At 48.5% G+C, this 17478-nt stretch carries 13 protein-coding genes; 8 read left to right on the top strand and 5 right to left on the bottom strand.

The annotated features are described in order from the left end of the window. Positions 1 to 227: 227 nt before the first annotated feature. Positions 228 to 851, bottom strand: coding sequence for a pyroglutamyl-peptidase I (locus MHH25_RS05690; protein WP_340019426.1), 624 nt, complete (start codon positions 849 to 851; stop codon positions 228 to 230). Between the two features lie 20 nt (positions 852 to 871). After that, positions 872 to 1873: a Gfo/Idh/MocA family oxidoreductase gene (locus MHH25_RS05685; protein WP_338591549.1), complete on the bottom strand. Its 1002-nt coding sequence runs from the start codon at positions 1871 to 1873 to the stop codon at positions 872 to 874. Positions 1874 to 2364: 491 nt separating this feature from the next. Between MHH25_RS05685 and MHH25_RS05680 the strand changes: the two genes are divergently transcribed. The 7 genes from MHH25_RS05680 to MHH25_RS05650 all read left to right on the top strand — a co-directional run bounded on the left by MHH25_RS05680 (position 2365) and on the right by MHH25_RS05650 (position 11738). Then, positions 2365 to 4095 carry an AraC family transcriptional regulator gene (locus MHH25_RS05680; protein ID WP_340019425.1) on the top strand — a complete coding sequence of 577 codons (1731 nt, stop codon included), beginning with the start codon at positions 2365 to 2367 and terminating at the stop codon, positions 4093 to 4095. Between the two features lie 99 nt (positions 4096 to 4194). Then, a complete protein-coding gene (locus MHH25_RS05675; protein ID WP_340019424.1) occupies positions 4195 to 5268 on the top strand; it encodes an iron ABC transporter permease in 1074 nt (357 codons plus the stop codon). A gap of 2 nt (positions 5269 to 5270) precedes the next feature. Next, on the top strand, positions 5271 to 6287 hold the full coding sequence (locus MHH25_RS05670; protein ID WP_340019423.1) for an iron ABC transporter permease: 1017 nt from the start codon (positions 5271 to 5273) through the stop codon (positions 6285 to 6287). A gap of 62 nt (positions 6288 to 6349) precedes the next feature. After that, a complete protein-coding gene (locus MHH25_RS05665) occupies positions 6350 to 7297 on the top strand; it encodes an iron-hydroxamate ABC transporter substrate-binding protein (RefSeq protein ID WP_340019422.1) in 948 nt (315 codons plus the stop codon). A gap of 313 nt (positions 7298 to 7610) precedes the next feature. Then, complete coding sequence (locus MHH25_RS05660; protein WP_101314192.1) at positions 7611 to 8045, top strand: MarR family transcriptional regulator; 435 nt, start codon at positions 7611 to 7613, stop codon at positions 8043 to 8045. 83 nt (positions 8046 to 8128) lie between these two features. After that, a complete protein-coding gene (locus MHH25_RS05655; RefSeq protein ID WP_101314193.1) occupies positions 8129 to 9913 on the top strand; it encodes an ABC transporter ATP-binding protein in 1785 nt (594 codons plus the stop codon). Beyond that, on the top strand, positions 9906 to 11738 hold the full coding sequence (locus tag MHH25_RS05650; protein WP_340019420.1) for an ABC transporter ATP-binding protein: 1833 nt from the start codon (positions 9906 to 9908) through the stop codon (positions 11736 to 11738). Before MHH25_RS05655 ends, MHH25_RS05650 begins: the two co-directional genes overlap by 8 nt. 678 nt (positions 11739 to 12416) lie before the next feature. On the opposite strand, the gene MHH25_RS05645 is transcribed toward MHH25_RS05650, so the two are convergent. Continuing rightward, positions 12417 to 13832, bottom strand: a complete 1416-nt coding sequence (locus tag MHH25_RS05645; protein WP_051446985.1) for an ATP-binding protein — start codon at positions 13830 to 13832, stop codon at positions 12417 to 12419. Between the two features lie 415 nt (positions 13833 to 14247). Here MHH25_RS05645 and MHH25_RS05640 point away from each other — a divergent pair, with 415 nt between their 5' ends. After that, a complete protein-coding gene (locus MHH25_RS05640) occupies positions 14248 to 14583 on the top strand; it encodes a hypothetical protein (protein WP_036606384.1) in 336 nt (111 codons plus the stop codon). A gap of 280 nt (positions 14584 to 14863) precedes the next feature. On the opposite strand, the gene mglC is transcribed toward MHH25_RS05640, so the two are convergent. Both mglC and MHH25_RS05630 read right to left on the bottom strand, forming a co-directional pair. Then, the gene (gene mglC, locus MHH25_RS05635) at positions 14864 to 15883 is read right to left on the bottom strand and encodes a galactose/methyl galactoside ABC transporter permease MglC (protein WP_017690326.1); all 1020 of its coding nucleotides are present in this window, start codon (positions 15881 to 15883) and stop codon (positions 14864 to 14866) included. Positions 15884 to 15898: 15 nt separating this feature from the next. After that, the gene (locus MHH25_RS05630; protein ID WP_340019419.1) at positions 15899 to 17404 is read right to left on the bottom strand and encodes a sugar ABC transporter ATP-binding protein; all 1506 of its coding nucleotides are present in this window, start codon (positions 17402 to 17404) and stop codon (positions 15899 to 15901) included. Between the last annotated feature and the right edge of the window lie 74 nt (positions 17405 to 17478).

The following is a 17478-nucleotide window of genomic DNA, read 5'->3' as shown; positions in this document are numbered from 1 at the left end:
TACTCTCTATTCAACTTCATATTTATACTCATATCTAACACTCTGCTCAACCCAAGATCGAAGCAGACAAAAACCATGCAACTACACGCTCTCCACGTCATCTTGAACCCTACTGTACCTCCATCACCCCAACTCACTACTCTCCCTCTCACAACTGCGATCTACGAATCCAACCAACCGTCACCTACGATTTGCTGCAACCGCAGCCGAACAATCGGAACCATCCCCTACGAATCAGCCACAACCGTACGAATCATAATCCGCAGTGCATCCAGCATCATGGGAATAGGCAGCGACGGGACGGAAGGCTGCAACACAGCCATCTCTGTGGAGGCGGGAAAGTGTACAAATCCTGCACGGATCGGAAGCTGCCCTACTCGAATGTGATCCAGTAACCGGTACATCGTGTTGTTGCAGATATATGTACCTGCTGTATTGGACACGGTAGCGGGAATACCTGCTGCGGACATGTCATTCACCATGGCACGTATGGGCAACGTGGAGAACAAACCGTCCGGGCTGCCATCTACAATTGGCTCGTCCACAGGACGCTGGCCTTGGTTATCCGCGTAGGAGCCCGGCGGAATATCTTTGACATTCACGGCGATCCGCTCCGGTGTGATGGACGTTCTGCCCTTGGCCAGCCCACAGGCGATGACCACATCTGGTCGATAGGCTTCCATCTCTGCGATCAGCAGGTCTGCACATTCATCAAAGTGCACGGGCAACAGTACTGTTTTTAGCTCAGCACCCTCGATCACTTCGTTTGCAAGAGCCTCCATTAACACCCCCGTCGGATTCACCGCATCCCCGCCAAACGGTTCAAACCCGGATATCAGAATCTTCACCATCACACGTCAGCTCCTGTCTGTTACTCCGATTTGTAACGCAATCCCCACTGGCCCCGAATGGTGTCCATCAGCTTCATGATTTCCAGAGATTCGTCCAGTTTAATGGTATTGCTCTCCGTGCGGCCTTCTAGGATACAGCGTCCCGCTTCTTCTGCCTCAAAAGCATAACCAATACATGTTCGATCATCCGTGAACTTCTCCGGCTCATCCTGACCATTCACATGCAGATAGGCTTCTTTGCCCGCCAGGAATAAAGGAAGACGAATCTTGCCTTCCGTACCGTATATAACCGCTTCATTGCTGAGGTTCAGACGAATGGCAGCACTCAGTGACGCAGAACGTCCCTCGGAATAGGACAATAATACGGAAAACTGCTCGTCCACACCCGTTTCACCGATATTGGCCGTACTCCATACATGTTGGGGCTGTTCGCCAAAGATCATCGAAGCAAAAGAAATCGGGTACACTCCTGCATCCAGCAATGCGCCCCCACCCAGATCCGGATTAAGCAACCTTCCTTCCGGCTCCCAGCCAACACGGAATCCAAAGTCTGCCTGGAGCAAACGTACTTCACCGATTCGTCCTTCTGCGATCCATGCTCTGGCTTGAGCGATCGGTGGCAAAAAGCGTGTCCACATCCCTTCCATCAGGAAAAGGTTGCGCTCTCGTGCCGTCTCCACCAGTTGCTCCAACTGACGCGCATTCATCGTAAACGGCTTTTCACAGAGCACCGCCTTGCCTGCCTCCAGACAAGCCATTACATTCTCCTTATGCACAGGATGCGGTGTTGCCACATAGATAATATCTACCTCAGGGTCTTGAAGCATCTCATCATAAGAACCGTAAGCGCGTGCAAAACCATATTCAGCTGCAAACTTCTCCGCGCTTCCCGCTGTCCGTGAACCTACCGCTGCTTTCACTGCGTTCCCGGCATGCTCCAAATCCCTTGCAAACTGGGATGCAATCCATCCCGTGCCCATAATGCCCCAGCGTACTTTGTCCCGTCCCACTATTTCTGTCATATTAAAGCCTCCCTACTGCAATTTGAGTTGAAAAGGTTCATGATTCAGATCAGGCCAACATGTTATCCCCTTTATTTTACCAAAAAGAAACGCTTACGTCAGAAAACGATTTCGATGATGTGCTTTCAATAGAATTCAAGCTCATCAGGGCCTCGAACATATCTGTGTACATTTCAATTCTCCAGTAGATTTGCTAAGATTATCAGCAGACTAGGGCCAAGAAGTCTTGTCCCTAAACTACTTGTAACTAGCGACAATCTGCTTAAACTATCGATCACATCTGATAACGGGATCATACTCGTGTGCTATTCAGAAAACATCTGACTATACTGCAAACGCGTTTTTTTGCCAAGGCAGCTAATAATTATAGCATCATGCAAAACGCATCAATAGATGTTCAAGTAAGACGTTCAGGCCCGAGAAAATACGATACGTATCAGATTCATTCATTATTACTTAACTGTTCAAAAGAGAGGAGGTCGCATAGCACCATGACTACCATCCCTGGTACCACCCACAACGACATGAATCCACACATGTTACATCAGCAGACAAGTCTCAATGCAGAAAAGGAATCCTCAACCCGGGCAGGCCTGGATGCATTCTTGAATGATACCCTGATTGAACTTCGTCAGGCAGAACATATAATAACCCGAGGGAAATGGCGCTGGTCCACAACTGAGCTTGCTCATCATACCTTCATATACATGCACAAATTCACAGGCCAACTGATTATGAATGAGACCGAATCCCACGTGGTTCGCAAATCAGCTTGTCTGTGCACACCAGGAACTGCGATTGAACTGATTAGTGATGAAGACCATGATATTGAACTGTATATCATTCACTTTGATCTGTATCGGGCTACGGAGAAAACAAAATCCAGACGAATCTACGAACGTGAGCTCAGTTCACCTGTTACAGGCTGGATTCAGGGCCCATTTTACGGTATACAGCGCATTGCCGCACAGCTTACACAACTGACCAACGAAGGTTTGGAAACAGGCCTGAAGGCACAGCTCTTCCTAACTGAACTGTTACATATGCTCTGGCCTCAAGAAGACCAGACTGACGTAGGGGCTGGGCAGGATGAACCCGAACAGTGGCTCAGGTCCACCCTGCAATACATGCGCGAAAACTACATGCACGAGATCAAACTGGAAAAGCTGGCTGAACTGGCTGACATGCATCCATCCTATTACTCGCAGCTATTCAAGAGCCGCATGCAGAAGAATCCGATTGAATACATCACTCATTTGCGTATGAACCGGGCCAAGGAATTGTTGCTCACTTCCGATCTGCGTATCCGTGATGTGGCTCGTGAAGTGGGTTACCGTGACGAATTTTATTTCAGCCGACGTTTCCGGAACCATGCTGGATATGCTCCCACTTCCTATGCGAAGCAGGTGCATCGGAATATTGTGTCGCTCTCCTATCCATACACGGATCACCTGATGACACTGGGTATCACACCATGCGCAGCTCAGATTCAGGGCCACCTGCCTCATATGCCCAAATCGTTGGCACTGCCCTTCCACGCTTATGAACCGTGGGAACAGGGACGTCAGGCCTTCCTGGATGTGAATCCTGAATTGATTCTGACCAAGGACAATGCAGCTGCCAAAGCGATGGAGCATATTGGCGATGTCGCCCCCATCATCACGATTCCCTGGAACCAGACTGACGTCTTTGGTCATCTGCATCAGATTGCATCCATTGTGGATCGTACCCAAGCAGCGACAGATTGGCTGGATCGACATGAACGCAAGGCAGAGCGTGCACGCAAAAAAATCAAGGAATTCGTGGGGACCATTACCGTTGCCGTTGGCACCTTGACTCCTAAAGGTCCACGGATGTACAGCCATCGGAACTTTGGACATGTCTTTTATCGAACCTTGCAATTGGCCGCTCCTCAGCGGATTCAGAACGAACTGGCTGGCAAATCTCCCGGCGTTGGATTCAACTGGCTGCCCTTCACACCAGGAGAATGGGACGGACTGGAGGCAGATGTGCTGGTACTGGCGATTAATCCTATGCATGAAAAGGCAACACTGTTGAAAGAGATGGCTTCGAATCCACTGTGGAACAGCCATCCTGCGGTAAAAAACGGACGTGTACATCTCATCGACTGGAACTCATGGGTCGTATATGCTCCATATTCCATCAACATCCAGCTCGATGAAGCGCTCTCTATGTTGACGAACAAACCTTCACTTTTGTAATCTAAAAAATGTCCATCCCCAAAATCTTAATTTATGCCATGTACGGGCCTGAATTAAGATTCTATAATGATCACTAATTGATAATGATAATCAATAACAATGAAATGCGTTGTTGGTACCAAAGGAGTGACCCGTATTCAACATCCGGGACTGCCACATCGTCCGTCTAATTCCAAAAAATCTGCAGTGACCGTTGGGCTGACGTTTTTGTCTGCCATAGCCATACTGCTGCTAAGTATGTTTGTCGCAATCTCTTTAGGTGCCAAAGGGTTAACGCTGGAAACCGTATGGGCTGCCATATTTCAGTACAACCCAGCTTTGACGCCACATCAGATTATTCATGAGCTGCGGCTGCCTCGTGTCCTTGCCGCGGTTATTATCGGCGCTGCCTTTGCCGTTGCAGGAGCTTTAATGCAAGGTATTACGCGTAATCCGCTGGCAGACACGGGCATTCTGGGCATCAATGCTGGAGCCACTTTTGTCGTAGCACTGAGCTTTGCCTTTTGGCCCGGACTGTCATATGGCTGGATCATGGTTTTATCATTCGTGGGGGCTGTTCTGGGCACACTGCTAATCTTCCTGCTTGGAATGGCAGCACCTGGTGGTCTGAATTCCATCAGACTGACCGTTGCCGGGGCCGTTATTGCAGCCATGTTAACCTCGCTCAGCACAGGCGTTGCCATCTATTTTGACCTGAGTCAGGATCTGGCCTTCTGGTATGCGGGAGGTTTTGGCGGAATAGAATGGCGGCATCTGAAGCTGATTCTTCCCGTGCTGCTCGCCACACTAGTACTGATTATGCCACTCGCCCGGCGTGTATCACTTATGTCACTCGGTGAAGAAGTGGCGATTAATCTCGGGATCAACCTGCGCTGGACGAGGTTTCTCGCCCTCGCAGCAGTTGTTGTGCTGGCTGGTGTGTCCGTGTCGGCAGTAGGCTCGATTGGATTTGTCGGACTTGTCATCCCCCATATCTCACGCAAACTGGTGGGTGTGGATTATCGACTCATCATTCCGATGTCTTCTCTGCTGGGAGCGATATTACTGGTGCTCGCCGATCTGGGCTCACGCATCGTGAACCCGCCCGAGGAACTCGCGGTAGGCATTATGGTCGCTTTTGTCGGTGTACCGTTCTTCCTCTATCTGGCCCGTAAAGAAAGGAGGGCCTTATAGCGATGAATTTTAATACACCTTCACGAGGTAAACGTTCGATAGTTGTCAGTATCACGCTGCTCTGCATCGCCATTGCCGTTATTGTGATCAGCCTGAACACGGGAACCATTCGTCTCTCTCCAGTGGCTGTGTTACAGACTTTGCTTGGTAATGGCAGTTCGGATGATCAGATTGTACTGTTTGATTACCGACTTCCTCGCATCCTGGTAACTGTACTGGCCGGAGCGGGACTTGGTATTGCCGGAGCGGCCTTGCAAGGGATCACCCGCAATCCACTGGCGGACCCGGGTATTCTGGGATTACATGCGGGGGCAGCATTTGGACTAATGGTGTTTGTTAGTCTCTCCTTTACAATGGATGGCTCTGTAGCCTTACTGATTCCGTTGTTTGCTTTTGCAGGCAGTGTTGCCGCCGCCCTGATCATCATGCTGTTATCTTATGATCGGCACAACGGCGTATCACCCATTAAGCTGATTCTGGTGGGAATCGCGGTAGCGGCCGGGTTCCATGCGTTGACACTCTACCTATCCCTGCGTCTGGATGAAGACACCTATTCCTTTGCCGCTCGCTGGTTGGCAGGAAGCGTCTGGGGCCGGGATTGGATTCATGTGCAAGCATTGCTTCCTTGGGTGGTGTTATGTATCTCGTACATTTGGTGTCGATCCAAAACGCTTGATGCCTTCAACCTTGGTGATGCTGCCGCAACCAGTATCGGGACGCCTGTTCGATCCCAGCGTGTTATTTTGCTGCTCTGTGCCGTGGCCTTGTCTGCCGTCAGTGTATCGATGGCTGGTGGGATCGGCTTTATCGGTCTGGCGGCACCACATCTGGCGCGCAGACTTGTCGGTCCGATGCATCGGCATCTGATCCCTGCTGCCGGGCTCATCGGTATGGTTATTCTGGTGACCGCCGATACGATCGGGCGAACGATCTTTCAGCCTAACGCCATTCCGGCAGGCGTGGTGGTTGCTGCGATTGGTGCACCTTACTTTTTGTACCTTTTAGTACGAAGCAAGTGATCTTTTTTTTTCAAAAAACAATAAAGACATCCAAGAGATGTTCAAGGAGAATGTGACTACCCATGTTAAAGAAAAATCTTATGCTTGTCATGAGTATCTGTCTGGTGCTTGTGCTCGCAGCCTGTGGAACGGCCAATAATTCATCATCTGCTTCTGGCGGTTCGTCCACGGATACTTCAAGCAACAATCAGGACAACAGTGCAAGTTCAGGAGAGCCACGTATTGCCTCCATGTCGATCCATCTGACCAATGATCTGCTGTCTCTCGGTATTACTCCAGTTGGTTCCGTTATCGGTGGCGAAGCCAAAGGCTTCCTGTCCCATGTTGCTGATCAACTTCAAAATACAACGCCACTTGGTCCGGTTAAAGACCCGGATATGGAAGCTTTGCTTGCCCTGAAACCCGATGTGATCTATCTGGACGAAGAATTCTCCGGTGGTGATATTGCCAAATTCGAAAAAATTGCTCCGGTGCATGTCTTCAATCTGGATGACGGTACATGGCGCGATCATCTGAAAGACATTGGCAAACTCGTAAATCGCGAGAAGGAAGCTGAGCAATACATTCAGGACTACGCAACCGAAACGGAAGAAGTGAAATCTCTGATTCATGACACGATTGGTGATGGTACTGTGATGGCGATCCGTGTTACTGCCAAAGAATTACGTGTATTCAGTACACGCCGTCCCATGGGTCCCATTTTGTATGAGGATCTCGGTCTGACTCCTGCCAAAGGGATCACAGATATCGATTCGACTAAACCGTATCAAGTCGTCTCCCGTGAAATATTGCCGGACTATGATGCAGATGCGATCTTTGTAGTTGTGAATTCGGATGATGAAGCCCAGACCATGTTCAAGGAGCTACAAAACAATCCGATCTGGCAAGGCCTGAAAGCAGTCAAAGCCGGCCATGTCTACCCGATTGGTGCACAACCTTGGCTGGATTACTCATCGATCGGTAATAAAATGGCCATGGATGAAGCCAAAGAAATGTTCTCCAAAAAATAATTTTCTTACACTCCACACTTAACGTGTGACAATACCAAAAAACCTCTCTTAGAGACCGGAACAGAGTTAGTTATCATGCTCTCTTTCGCTCAAAGTAGAGGTTTTTGTTTTTTTCTTATCTATTTTACTTGTTTACTTTCCAGCCAATCGACCTGGAAATACCTTAAATCCAAAATTAACGACTTGCATTCACTTGACGATATATCAAATCAAACTTAAAATTTAGTTAGTCGACTAACTAAATGTGCATGTTCAAAAAGTCTGGTTTTCTGTACCGAGAAGATGGAACGAAGGTAGAAATGGAGTAGATGATATGAACCCAGTCCAAAATGATCGGTTAATGGGCCAGCTATCCGAACTCGTGAAACTGAAACGCTACAAGGTTCATGAGAAACTTGTGAACCACCCCGAGTTATACCCGGGGCAGCCCCCTTTGCTGTTCCAGCTTGAACGGGAAGATGGCCAATCCCAGAAAAACCTGGCCGAACAACTTCAGCGCAGTCCCGCAACGGTAACCGTGATGCTCAAGCGCATGGAATCATCCGGTTATGTGAGACGTGAAGCAGACCCGAAAGATATGCGCAGTTTGCGGGTATACCTGACGGATCAAGGGCGCTCTGCGCTACAAGAATTGAGAGAAGTGATTCAGGAGTTGGAACAGCAAGCCCAGAAAGATTTTACACCGGAAGAATCCGAGATCATGGCTGCACTTGCACAGCGTATGCTCCAAAACTTGCGTGAAGCTTGAGGTGATGCAGATTCGCGATTGAAGCAGCTAAAGGTATTATGAAATTGATTCACTTATGCTATGAAGATTGAGGTGATTCCCTATTGTGGACGTTAAAACGATTCTTGACCCCGTATAAGTCGGCGGCAATCGTCGCCCCGCTGCTCATGGTACTTGAGGTTACCATGGACCTGCTCCAGCCCAAGCTGATGTCCAGCATCGTGGATGATGGTGTACTTGCAGGGAATCTGCCCCATATCGTGACTACAGGTCTGATCATGCTACTTGTTGCGTTAATCGGCTGGGTTGGCGGCGCAGGCTGTACACTCTATTCAAGTAAAGCTGCCGTTGGATACGGCACAGATCTGCGCCAAGAACTGTTTGACCATATTCAAACCTTCTCCTTCCGCAATCTGGATACGTTTCAGGAAGGATCTCTGATCACTCGTCTGACCAGTGACATTACCCAGATGCAGACCTTTGTACAGATGCTGCTACGGATGTTTATCCGTTCACCAATGCTAATCATCGGTAGTATCATCATGGCGTTTACGATCAGTGTAAAGCTGGCTTTAATTCTTATTGCGACTGTACCGGTGCTGTTTATTATTTTATTTATTCTGATAAAAGCTTCCTATCCGCTGTTCGCCAGTGTGCAGAGCAAGCTTGATCAGGTCAACGCTGTGCTTCAGGAGAATCTTGCCGGCATTCGTGTCGTCAAAGCATTTGCACGTGCACGTCTGGAGAAAAAACGGTTCAAGCAATCCAACGAAGATTACACTACAACCGCCGTCAAAGCCTGGCGTATTGTCACACTGAATGCACCCGTGCTCAGCCTGATGCTGAATGCTACCATTGTAGCGGTGCTGTGGTTCGGAGGTTTCCAGGTAGTCGGAGGCGATATTGCTGCCGGGGATCTGATTGCTTTTATCAACTATGTCACGGTTGTACTCTCTTCCCTCACGTCCATCGGCATGATGATGATGAGTTTCTCCCGCGCCAAGGTATCTGCTGCACGGATCAACGAGGTGTTACATACACAGCCGGATATTCAATCGGGAACCGATAACTCCGGGAATGTACAGTCATCCCCGTCTACTCGTGATCAGTCCCGAAACCAAACGTCTTCTCTTCCCTCCCACACAGGCGGTCAAGTGGAGTTCAGAGACGTATCTTTCCGTTATGACGGAGACCATGCACTCACTGACATTAACCTGAAGGCTCGCCCGGGTGAGAAAGTGGCCCTGATCGGTTCAACAGGTTCAGGCAAAACCTCGCTGGTGCAGCTGATTCCCCGTCTATACGATGCTTCGCAGGGTGAAGTGCTCGTGAATGGGGTGAACGTTCGTCACTGGGATCTTCAAGATCTTCGCAGCCGTGTGTCCATTGTGCTACAGGAATCCATTCTGTTCAGCGGCAGCATCCGGGATAACATTTGCTTCGGCCGGCCCGGTGCAACGGATGCTGAATTGCGTGCTGCGGCACAAGCTGCGGCAGCGGATGATTTTATTATGAAACTGAAAGACGGGTATGACACGGAACTGGGCCAGCGCGGGGTCAATCTGTCTGGTGGGCAGAAACAGCGGATTTCCATTGCACGCGCCCTGCTCATGCGACCGGAAGTACTGATTCTGGATGATAGCACCAGTGCTGTGGATCTGCGTACGGAAGCGAGCATTCAGAAGGCTTTGCAATCTTTGATGAAAGACAGCACGACCTTTTTGATTGCACAGCGGATCTCCTCCGTGAAGGATGCAGACTGTATATATGTTATTGATGAAGGACAGATCGTTGCCAGGGGCACACATGATGACCTTATGGCTCATTCGACTCACTATAATGCCATCTATTATTCGCAGCAACGGAAGGAGGATGTTCAATTTGGCTAAACCTGCATCTTCCTCCATACAACAAACGGCCGTGCCTCCCATCGGAAGACCCGGACCAGCAGGCAGAGTACCTGTTCCCAAAGTCAGAGCCAAAAATGCTCGCCATGCCCTGATCCGGGTATGGTCGTACATGGGACGTCATCGCAAAGGAGTCATTGCTGCATTAGTGCTGACGGCTCTTGGAACACTGCTCAATCTGGCAGGACCTTACCTTCTCGGCCGTGCCGTTAACGAACATATCGTTCCCAAAGTAACAGCGGGTTTGCTGAAGGAATGTCTCCTCTTGCTGAGTGTTTATGTCCTTGGCTCACTCCTGATGTGGGCTCAATCCTATGTCATGATTGGTGTGTCCCAACTGACCGTTAAAGATCTGCGACATGCGTTGTTCTCCCGACTGCAAGAGCTGCCTATCCATTTTTTTGATAAAAATCAAAGCGGGGATCTCATGAGCCGGGCGACCAATGATATCGATAACGTATCTACAACGCTGAATCAAAGCGTAACTCAATTGATGTCCAGTGCCATCCTGCTCGTTGGCTCCTTGTCGATCATGTTTGCACTTGATGTACGGCTTACCCTGCTCAGTCTGGTGACTGTACCCTTCATTACCATCGCCACTCGCCTGATCGCGTCAAGAACACGTAAACACTTCACCGCCCAGCAGAAATTGCTTGGTGAGCTTAATGGGTATGCTCAGGAAACCATTGCTGGACAAAAAGTCGTAGCGGCTTATAACCGTCAGGATCAGGCACATCAACATTTTGAGAATTTGAACGAGAAACTGCGCACATCCAGCACACAGGCCCAGACCGTTTCGGGTTTGGTTGGACCTACGATGAACGTGATGAACAATATCGGGTTTGCCATACTGGCTTCTGTAGGTGGATGGATGGCTTATCATGAAATGACGTCCATCGGACTGATCGTCAGCTTTCTCGCTTACTCCCGCCAGATTGAGCGGCCGCTGAGCGATCTGGCCAATCAGTACAATCTCATTCAGGCTGCAATCGCAGGTGCTGAACGTGTGTTCCACATTATGGATACGCCTGGTGAATACGTAGTGGAACAGAAGAAACAACTGGATCAGATTCAAGGCAAAGTGGTATTTGAAGACGTCTCTTTCGGATACAGTGCGGAGCGAGACATTTTGAAGAAGGTCAGTTTTACTGCAAAACCTGGTGAGATGATTGCACTTGTTGGACCCACCGGCGCAGGCAAAACGACCATTATCAACCTGTTGCCCCGTTTCTACGAGATTACAGGCGGACGGATTACCATCGATGGATGTAACATCTCGGAACTGGAGAAGGATCAACTCCGTCGGCAACTCGGCATTGTACTTCAGGATGCCTACCTGTTCTCGGGTACCATTCGCGACAATCTCGCTTACGGCAAGCCCGACGCAACCGATGAACAGATCAGGCAAGCGGCTGAGCTGGCGAATGCACATTCGTTCATCCGAAAACTGTCACAAGGTTACGACACCCCCATCATTTCCGGGGGAAGCAACCTGAGTCAGGGACAACGACAACTGCTGACCATTGCCCGGGCAATTCTGGCTGATCCGGCCATTCTTATTCTGGATGAAGCAACAAGCAGCATTGATACGCGTACGGAGATGCACATTCAGGAAGCGATGCGCACTTTAATGAAAGACCGTACCAGCTTTGTCATCGCCCACAGGCTGAGCACGATTCGTGAAGCCGATCAGATTCTCGTCATTGATGATGGGCAGATCGCTGAACGGGGCAACCATGATGAGTTGATGAAGCAACAAGGATTCTACTATCAGTTACATCAGGGACAGCTCAATAAGTCGAACTAAAGCGACTCTGCAAAGTTAATCCATGCCGAAGTGGACCTTAGCGCGTACGGAGCAAGCGAATGTGCTGTATCCTGAATGTGGGAGAACATGTCCTTCGCGTGCGAACAAGCGATCAATATGCCACAAAAGTGGATTTTCTCTATTCCAAATGAAAAGCTCCACTCCGTGCCGGGCGGGCTTGAGGACATCGTCCAGCTCGCGGTTGGAACAGAGCAAGAGCGTAAACTAACGAATCTGAGGCGCCTTATTCAAGCTTTTGAAGCTCCCTCAGAAATCTAAAGAACCTGAGACACGTTATATCCAAATAAACAGCCATTTTCAGCGTTTTTTCATGGGATGTTGGGAAATAACGTGTCTGAAGTTTCTTACAAATTAAAGTAAGGACTTGAAGGCCAAATAAGACGTCCTATGTTCCTTAGAAAATCGACTACCCATTCGCCAGGATCAACCGGCTTGAACTTCAGACTTTTATACGCTGACCTCCATCATCATATCGCTTACTTGAATTTGCAGACACACTCTTATATAGCTAAAATGATCTGAACCAATGTAGTCTCCACACATCAACTTATTAATCGAAATATTAAACGCCGCACGGGGTTCTTCTGGACCCATGCGGCGTTTTTATGTTTTTGTCTAATGACTACTTAATTGCTATCTTTGGATCCCTTATACGCTTTATGTCTCCATTGGCAGATGAAGCGTGAAGGTGGAGCCAACCCCCATTTCACTATGGACGGTAATTTTACCATTGTGATCCTGAACGATTTTCTGGCAGAGCGCAAGTCCAAGTCCCGTACCTTCTTCTTTGGTTGTATAAAATGGATTAAAGATGGTGGATAGCGAATTTTCCGGAATGCCGCTTCCTGTATCTGTAATTGAAATGAGCACTGCGTCTCCGTCCTGCAACAAATCCATATGGACCTCACCAGGGTCTGTCATTGCTTCAAAAGCGTTACGAATCAGATTGATCAATACCTGCACAATTTTATCTCGATCCATGATGATCACAACTGGCTCATTAGTCATTTCAAGCGTAATTTGATGCCCTCGGGATGCCGCATCTGACTCGGTCAAAGACATCACTCGTTCAAGGCAGTGACCCAAATGTTCAGGCTTCATGTGATTCGCATGTGGTTTGGAAAACTGCAAAAATTCAGCCGTCAGATCGGTTACTCTTGTCACCTCACCCATAATCACTTCATACCATGGCGCGATATTAAACGCTTGTCCACGGGACAGCTGCAGGAATCCCCGAATTGCGGTAAGCGGGTTCCGAATTTCGTGAGCCATACCCGCGGCCAGTTCACCTACAGCCCTTAGTCTCTCGGAACGAAATACTTCTTCTTCATTTTTCAGCCATTTGCTGCGCTGTTGTTGAAGCAGCCTATCCTCGGCTACCGTCATAAAGTGCTGCAACGAATCCGACATTTCCGGGTACAGGGAGATGCTGTAGCTTACCTGGAGTCCTTGAAGTTGCACGGATAGTAGTGACGACATTCGTTCTTCCACATCCTGTATCTCTGGCAAAACGACCGCAAATCGGTCTCCTGCATACCGGGATATGCCATAGGCCTCGGTGAAATGATTGCTGATCATCTGGCCTGTACCTGTGATTACCGTACACCAAGGATCTTCTGACTCTTTTTTAAAGCCGCTAAAGTTATTGACGTTCAGAAGGACAAGCAAAAAAGACCGTTGCTCTTCTACTGTCTTATGTAACACCTCCATGTAACCTTCGTAATTCAACAGTCCGGTAAGCGGATCATGCAGGGTCAGGAACCGATTTTTTTCCCGAAGCCTACGCTTCTCGACCTCACTGTTGATTAAGGTATGGTACAAAAAAATGATAACAACCGAGGTTAACAGGTCAAATAACGAAACCAGCAAAGCATATGTATCTACAGGCACATACGAAAGCCGAATCAACGTATATTGCAGCATAAGCAGCAACGAAATCGGCAAGGTCTGCGTCAACCTTGGTTTGTCCTGGATCATTGAAATAATGAGCATATAATACAGCATGTTGCACCAGTTCAGTTCACTGAAATAGTGGAATATCCCTAGAAAAATCCACTGAAATTTTCGCAACACAGGATATCGTCTCTCCCCATAAATACTTGCTACCAATAATGTCGCCGAAAGTGACATTATTGCCATATTAGGGGTAAGCCTGAGAACATAAGAGGACAGAATGACAAGCAGACAACCTAGCGGGAATATCACCATTTTCATCGTGTAACTAAGCAAACAGCCTCGCCCCCTTTGACATAAAACTCACATCAAATAACTTATGTACATGTATTATATCGATTATGATTAGCTGATGTTGTCGATTAGTGGAGGCTCGCCAAATTCGCACGAATGTATAAATTATGAAGGCAATAGGACATATGATGTAATTGTAATCAACAAAAGTGAAACAATTCCTCTTCGCATAGATCAATATTGTGGTACAATACATTAATGGATTAATTTAGGATAAATACTTTCTTATGGAGGATATCACATGACAACACAACGAAAACCACTGGGCCTCGGAACGCTCTCTCTACTCGTACTATTGATGGGTCTCGCCTTTAATTTCCAATGGGGCACAACAAATTTTATGATCAGTCATTATCTTTTTAACTTAATAAACATACCTATTTATAGCAACGGAACTCAAGGACTTCACATTCCTTTTGTAGTAGCAGCCCTCTTCTGGATTCCAGCCTTCTTGATCGCCAAAAAAAATCGTTCACATTATGGCACAAGTGTATCTTATAACGTCGCCGGATTTATGTTGCTCTTATGCATCATTGGACCAGTTATCCCCGTTATCGATTGGATGGTCAATGGTTAAACAATTAAAGCCAGCTCTCTATATCCCGAGGGCTGGCTTCTTTGCTGCTTTTCCATATAAGATGAACAAATTATTTACACGATAACGTAGAGTGCAGAACCAATCTGAAGAAGCGATAGCGTTCGCCTAAAGCTTTCTAGGAGAAAGCTACATCGGAAGCATACGCTTATCACCGGATTTTCCCCTATTAATATAGGGAATCAAGAAAATCAGGGGATAAGGGCGATCGGAGGATGGTACTGCACTCGGAGTACAACGGTGTAACCTTTTCACGTTAATCTTATTTTTTCGCCATATACTTACGGATATCAAAAGCCACCGCAGCAACAATGATCAATCCTTTGATAATCAACTGCCAGTATGGACTTACACCGATAAACGTTAGACCATAGTTGATGACCCCGAAGATCAGCACACCCGCCATAACCCCGGGTACCGTTCCAATACCTCCTGCCGTTGATACACCGCCTACTACACATGCGGCAATCGCATCCAGCTCATACATGTTACCGTAATTGTTTGTTGCTCCACCTGTGCGTGCTGCCTCAAGTACACCACCCAGACCATACAGTGCACCCGCAATGGCATACAGCGCAACCAGGTTGCGAGCCACATGAATCCCGGATACATGCGCCGCCTGAATGTTGCCACCGATCGCGTACATGTTTTTGCCGAGACGTGTTTTGTTAAAGATTACCCAGCAGATTAATGCCACCGCAATAGCAATGAGGACAATATACGGGATGGAATAACCTCCGCCCAGATCAATGTATCCAGAGCCAATGACGGTAAAATCGGGTCTCAATCCTCCGATCGGCTGTGACTGGTTGGGTTCCGTATCAAAATAAATGGAGTTCAGTCCGTACACGGCAACCATTGTACCCAGCGTTGCGATAAAAGGTGGCACATGTAATTTGGCGACAATGAGTCCATTGACCAATCCCACAAACAGACCTGCGGTAATCCCGACAAGGATCGGCAGACCCACCCATAAGTGGGGCAGATCGGGGAAGAAGCGATTGGCATACTCGTCAATTTGTAGCATCGATGCCGATACAACCGCTGTCAGACCAACCACCCGTCCAGCGGATAGATCGACCCCGCCCGTGACAAGGATAAAGGCTGCACCGAGCGCAATAATGGCCCGTGTGGAGGACTGCTGTAAGATGTCCCGCAGTGTGGAGAAGGCCAGAAAATTCGGATCGGCAATCGCAATACCAATGATGAGCAGGATCAGTACGATAAAGATGGCGCGCTGTGTTACATATTGTTTCACTTGATTGATCATCTGTGTGTTCATCTGTTTCCCTCCTGACTAAGCCATCCGCTGCTGCGCGGCCAGCCTCATAATATCCTGCTCTGTTGCCTCGGCTCCGTCCACGATTCCGGTGAGACGCCCTTCGCTCATCACCATAATGCGATCCGACATACCCAACAGTTCGGGCATCTCCGAGCTAATCATGATAATGCTTTTGCCCTGACGAGCCAGTTCCGTAATAATGGTGTAAATCTCAAACTTGGCACCTACATCGATTCCACGTGTCGGTTCATCCAGCAACAGAATCTCCGGGTCGGTCAATAACCAACGGGCCAGCAGAACTTTCTGCTGATTTCCGCCAGACAAGTTTCGAATCAGCGTGTTAACTGAAGGCGTTTTGGTTCTAAACTTCAGCGTTTGCTCACGTGCCTCTTCGCGGCCCTTTTTCTCGTCCAGCAAGCCCACACGATTTCGGTAGCGCCCCAGACTGGCAATGATCGTGTTCTCATACACCGACAACACCGGGAAGATTCCTGTGACCCTTCTTTCTTCCGTGAGCAACGCGATGTTATGACGCTTCGCTGCGGCGGGGGAGTTAATCTTCACCTTGCGCCCATGAATCGAAATTGTACCTGAAACGAGTCCACGCAGTCCAAACAAGGACTCAATCAGTTCTGTCCGCTGTGCTCCAACCAGGCCGCCAATGCCAAGCACTTCCCCTTTTCGTAGCTCAAAGGATACATCACAAAACGATTTGGACTGGCTTGATGTCAGACCCTCGGCTTTTAATATCACTTCACCGGGTACGTTCGTCCGTTCCGGGAAACGTTCGTCCAGATCACGGCCAACCATACGCGTAATGATCAGATCTGTCGTTAGATCAGCAGCATCCCATGTCCCGACAACGAAACCATCACGCATGATCGTCACTTCATCCGAGATCGTCAGGATCTCCTCCATCTTGTGTGAAATATAGATAATGGATACGCCGCGACTGCGCAGTTCATTAATAATGGTAAAGAGCTGATCCACTTCCTTGCCTGTCAGGGAAGAAGTTGGCTCATCCATGACGATGACTTTGGATTGAAAAGAGACCGCCTTGGCAATTTCCATGGATTGAATCTTGGAGACAGACAGTGTTCCCGCCTGAGCCTTCGGATCAATATCCAGGTTCAAGTCCTTGAACAGGGCCAGCGTATCGGTATACATCCGTTTCTCGTCCACCAGTATTCCCCTCATCGGAAAACGACCCAGCCATATATTCTCCATCACCGGACGATGCGGGACCGGATTCAGCTCCTGATGAATCATGGATATGCCTTGCTGAAGTGCCGCTTTGGAATTCGGAATATCCACATCCTTTCCTTCGATACGTATCGTTCCTTCATCCGGGTGATACATGCCGAACAGACATTTCATAAGTGTGGATTTCCCCGCTCCATTCTCTCCCATCAAGGCGTGAACCGTCCCCGGTTTCACTTTCAATGTGACCTGACTTAGTGCCTGCACACCCGGAAATGCTTTGGAAACTCCATTCATCTCCAGCAGGTAAGGTGACTCCATCTTGGTTCCTCCCTTCCATATGACCGGCAAAAAAAGGGACGCTACCCGAATGTCGGACGTCCCTGTCTCGTGCT

Origin of the sequence: Paenibacillus sp. FSL H3-0457 (genome assembly GCF_037981725.1) — a bacterium.
Classification (GTDB): domain Bacteria; phylum Bacillota; class Bacilli; order Paenibacillales; family Paenibacillaceae; genus Paenibacillus; species Paenibacillus amylolyticus.
The sequence above is the reverse complement of the archived record's forward strand: the minus strand, read 5'-3'. Positions and strand labels throughout refer to the sequence as shown.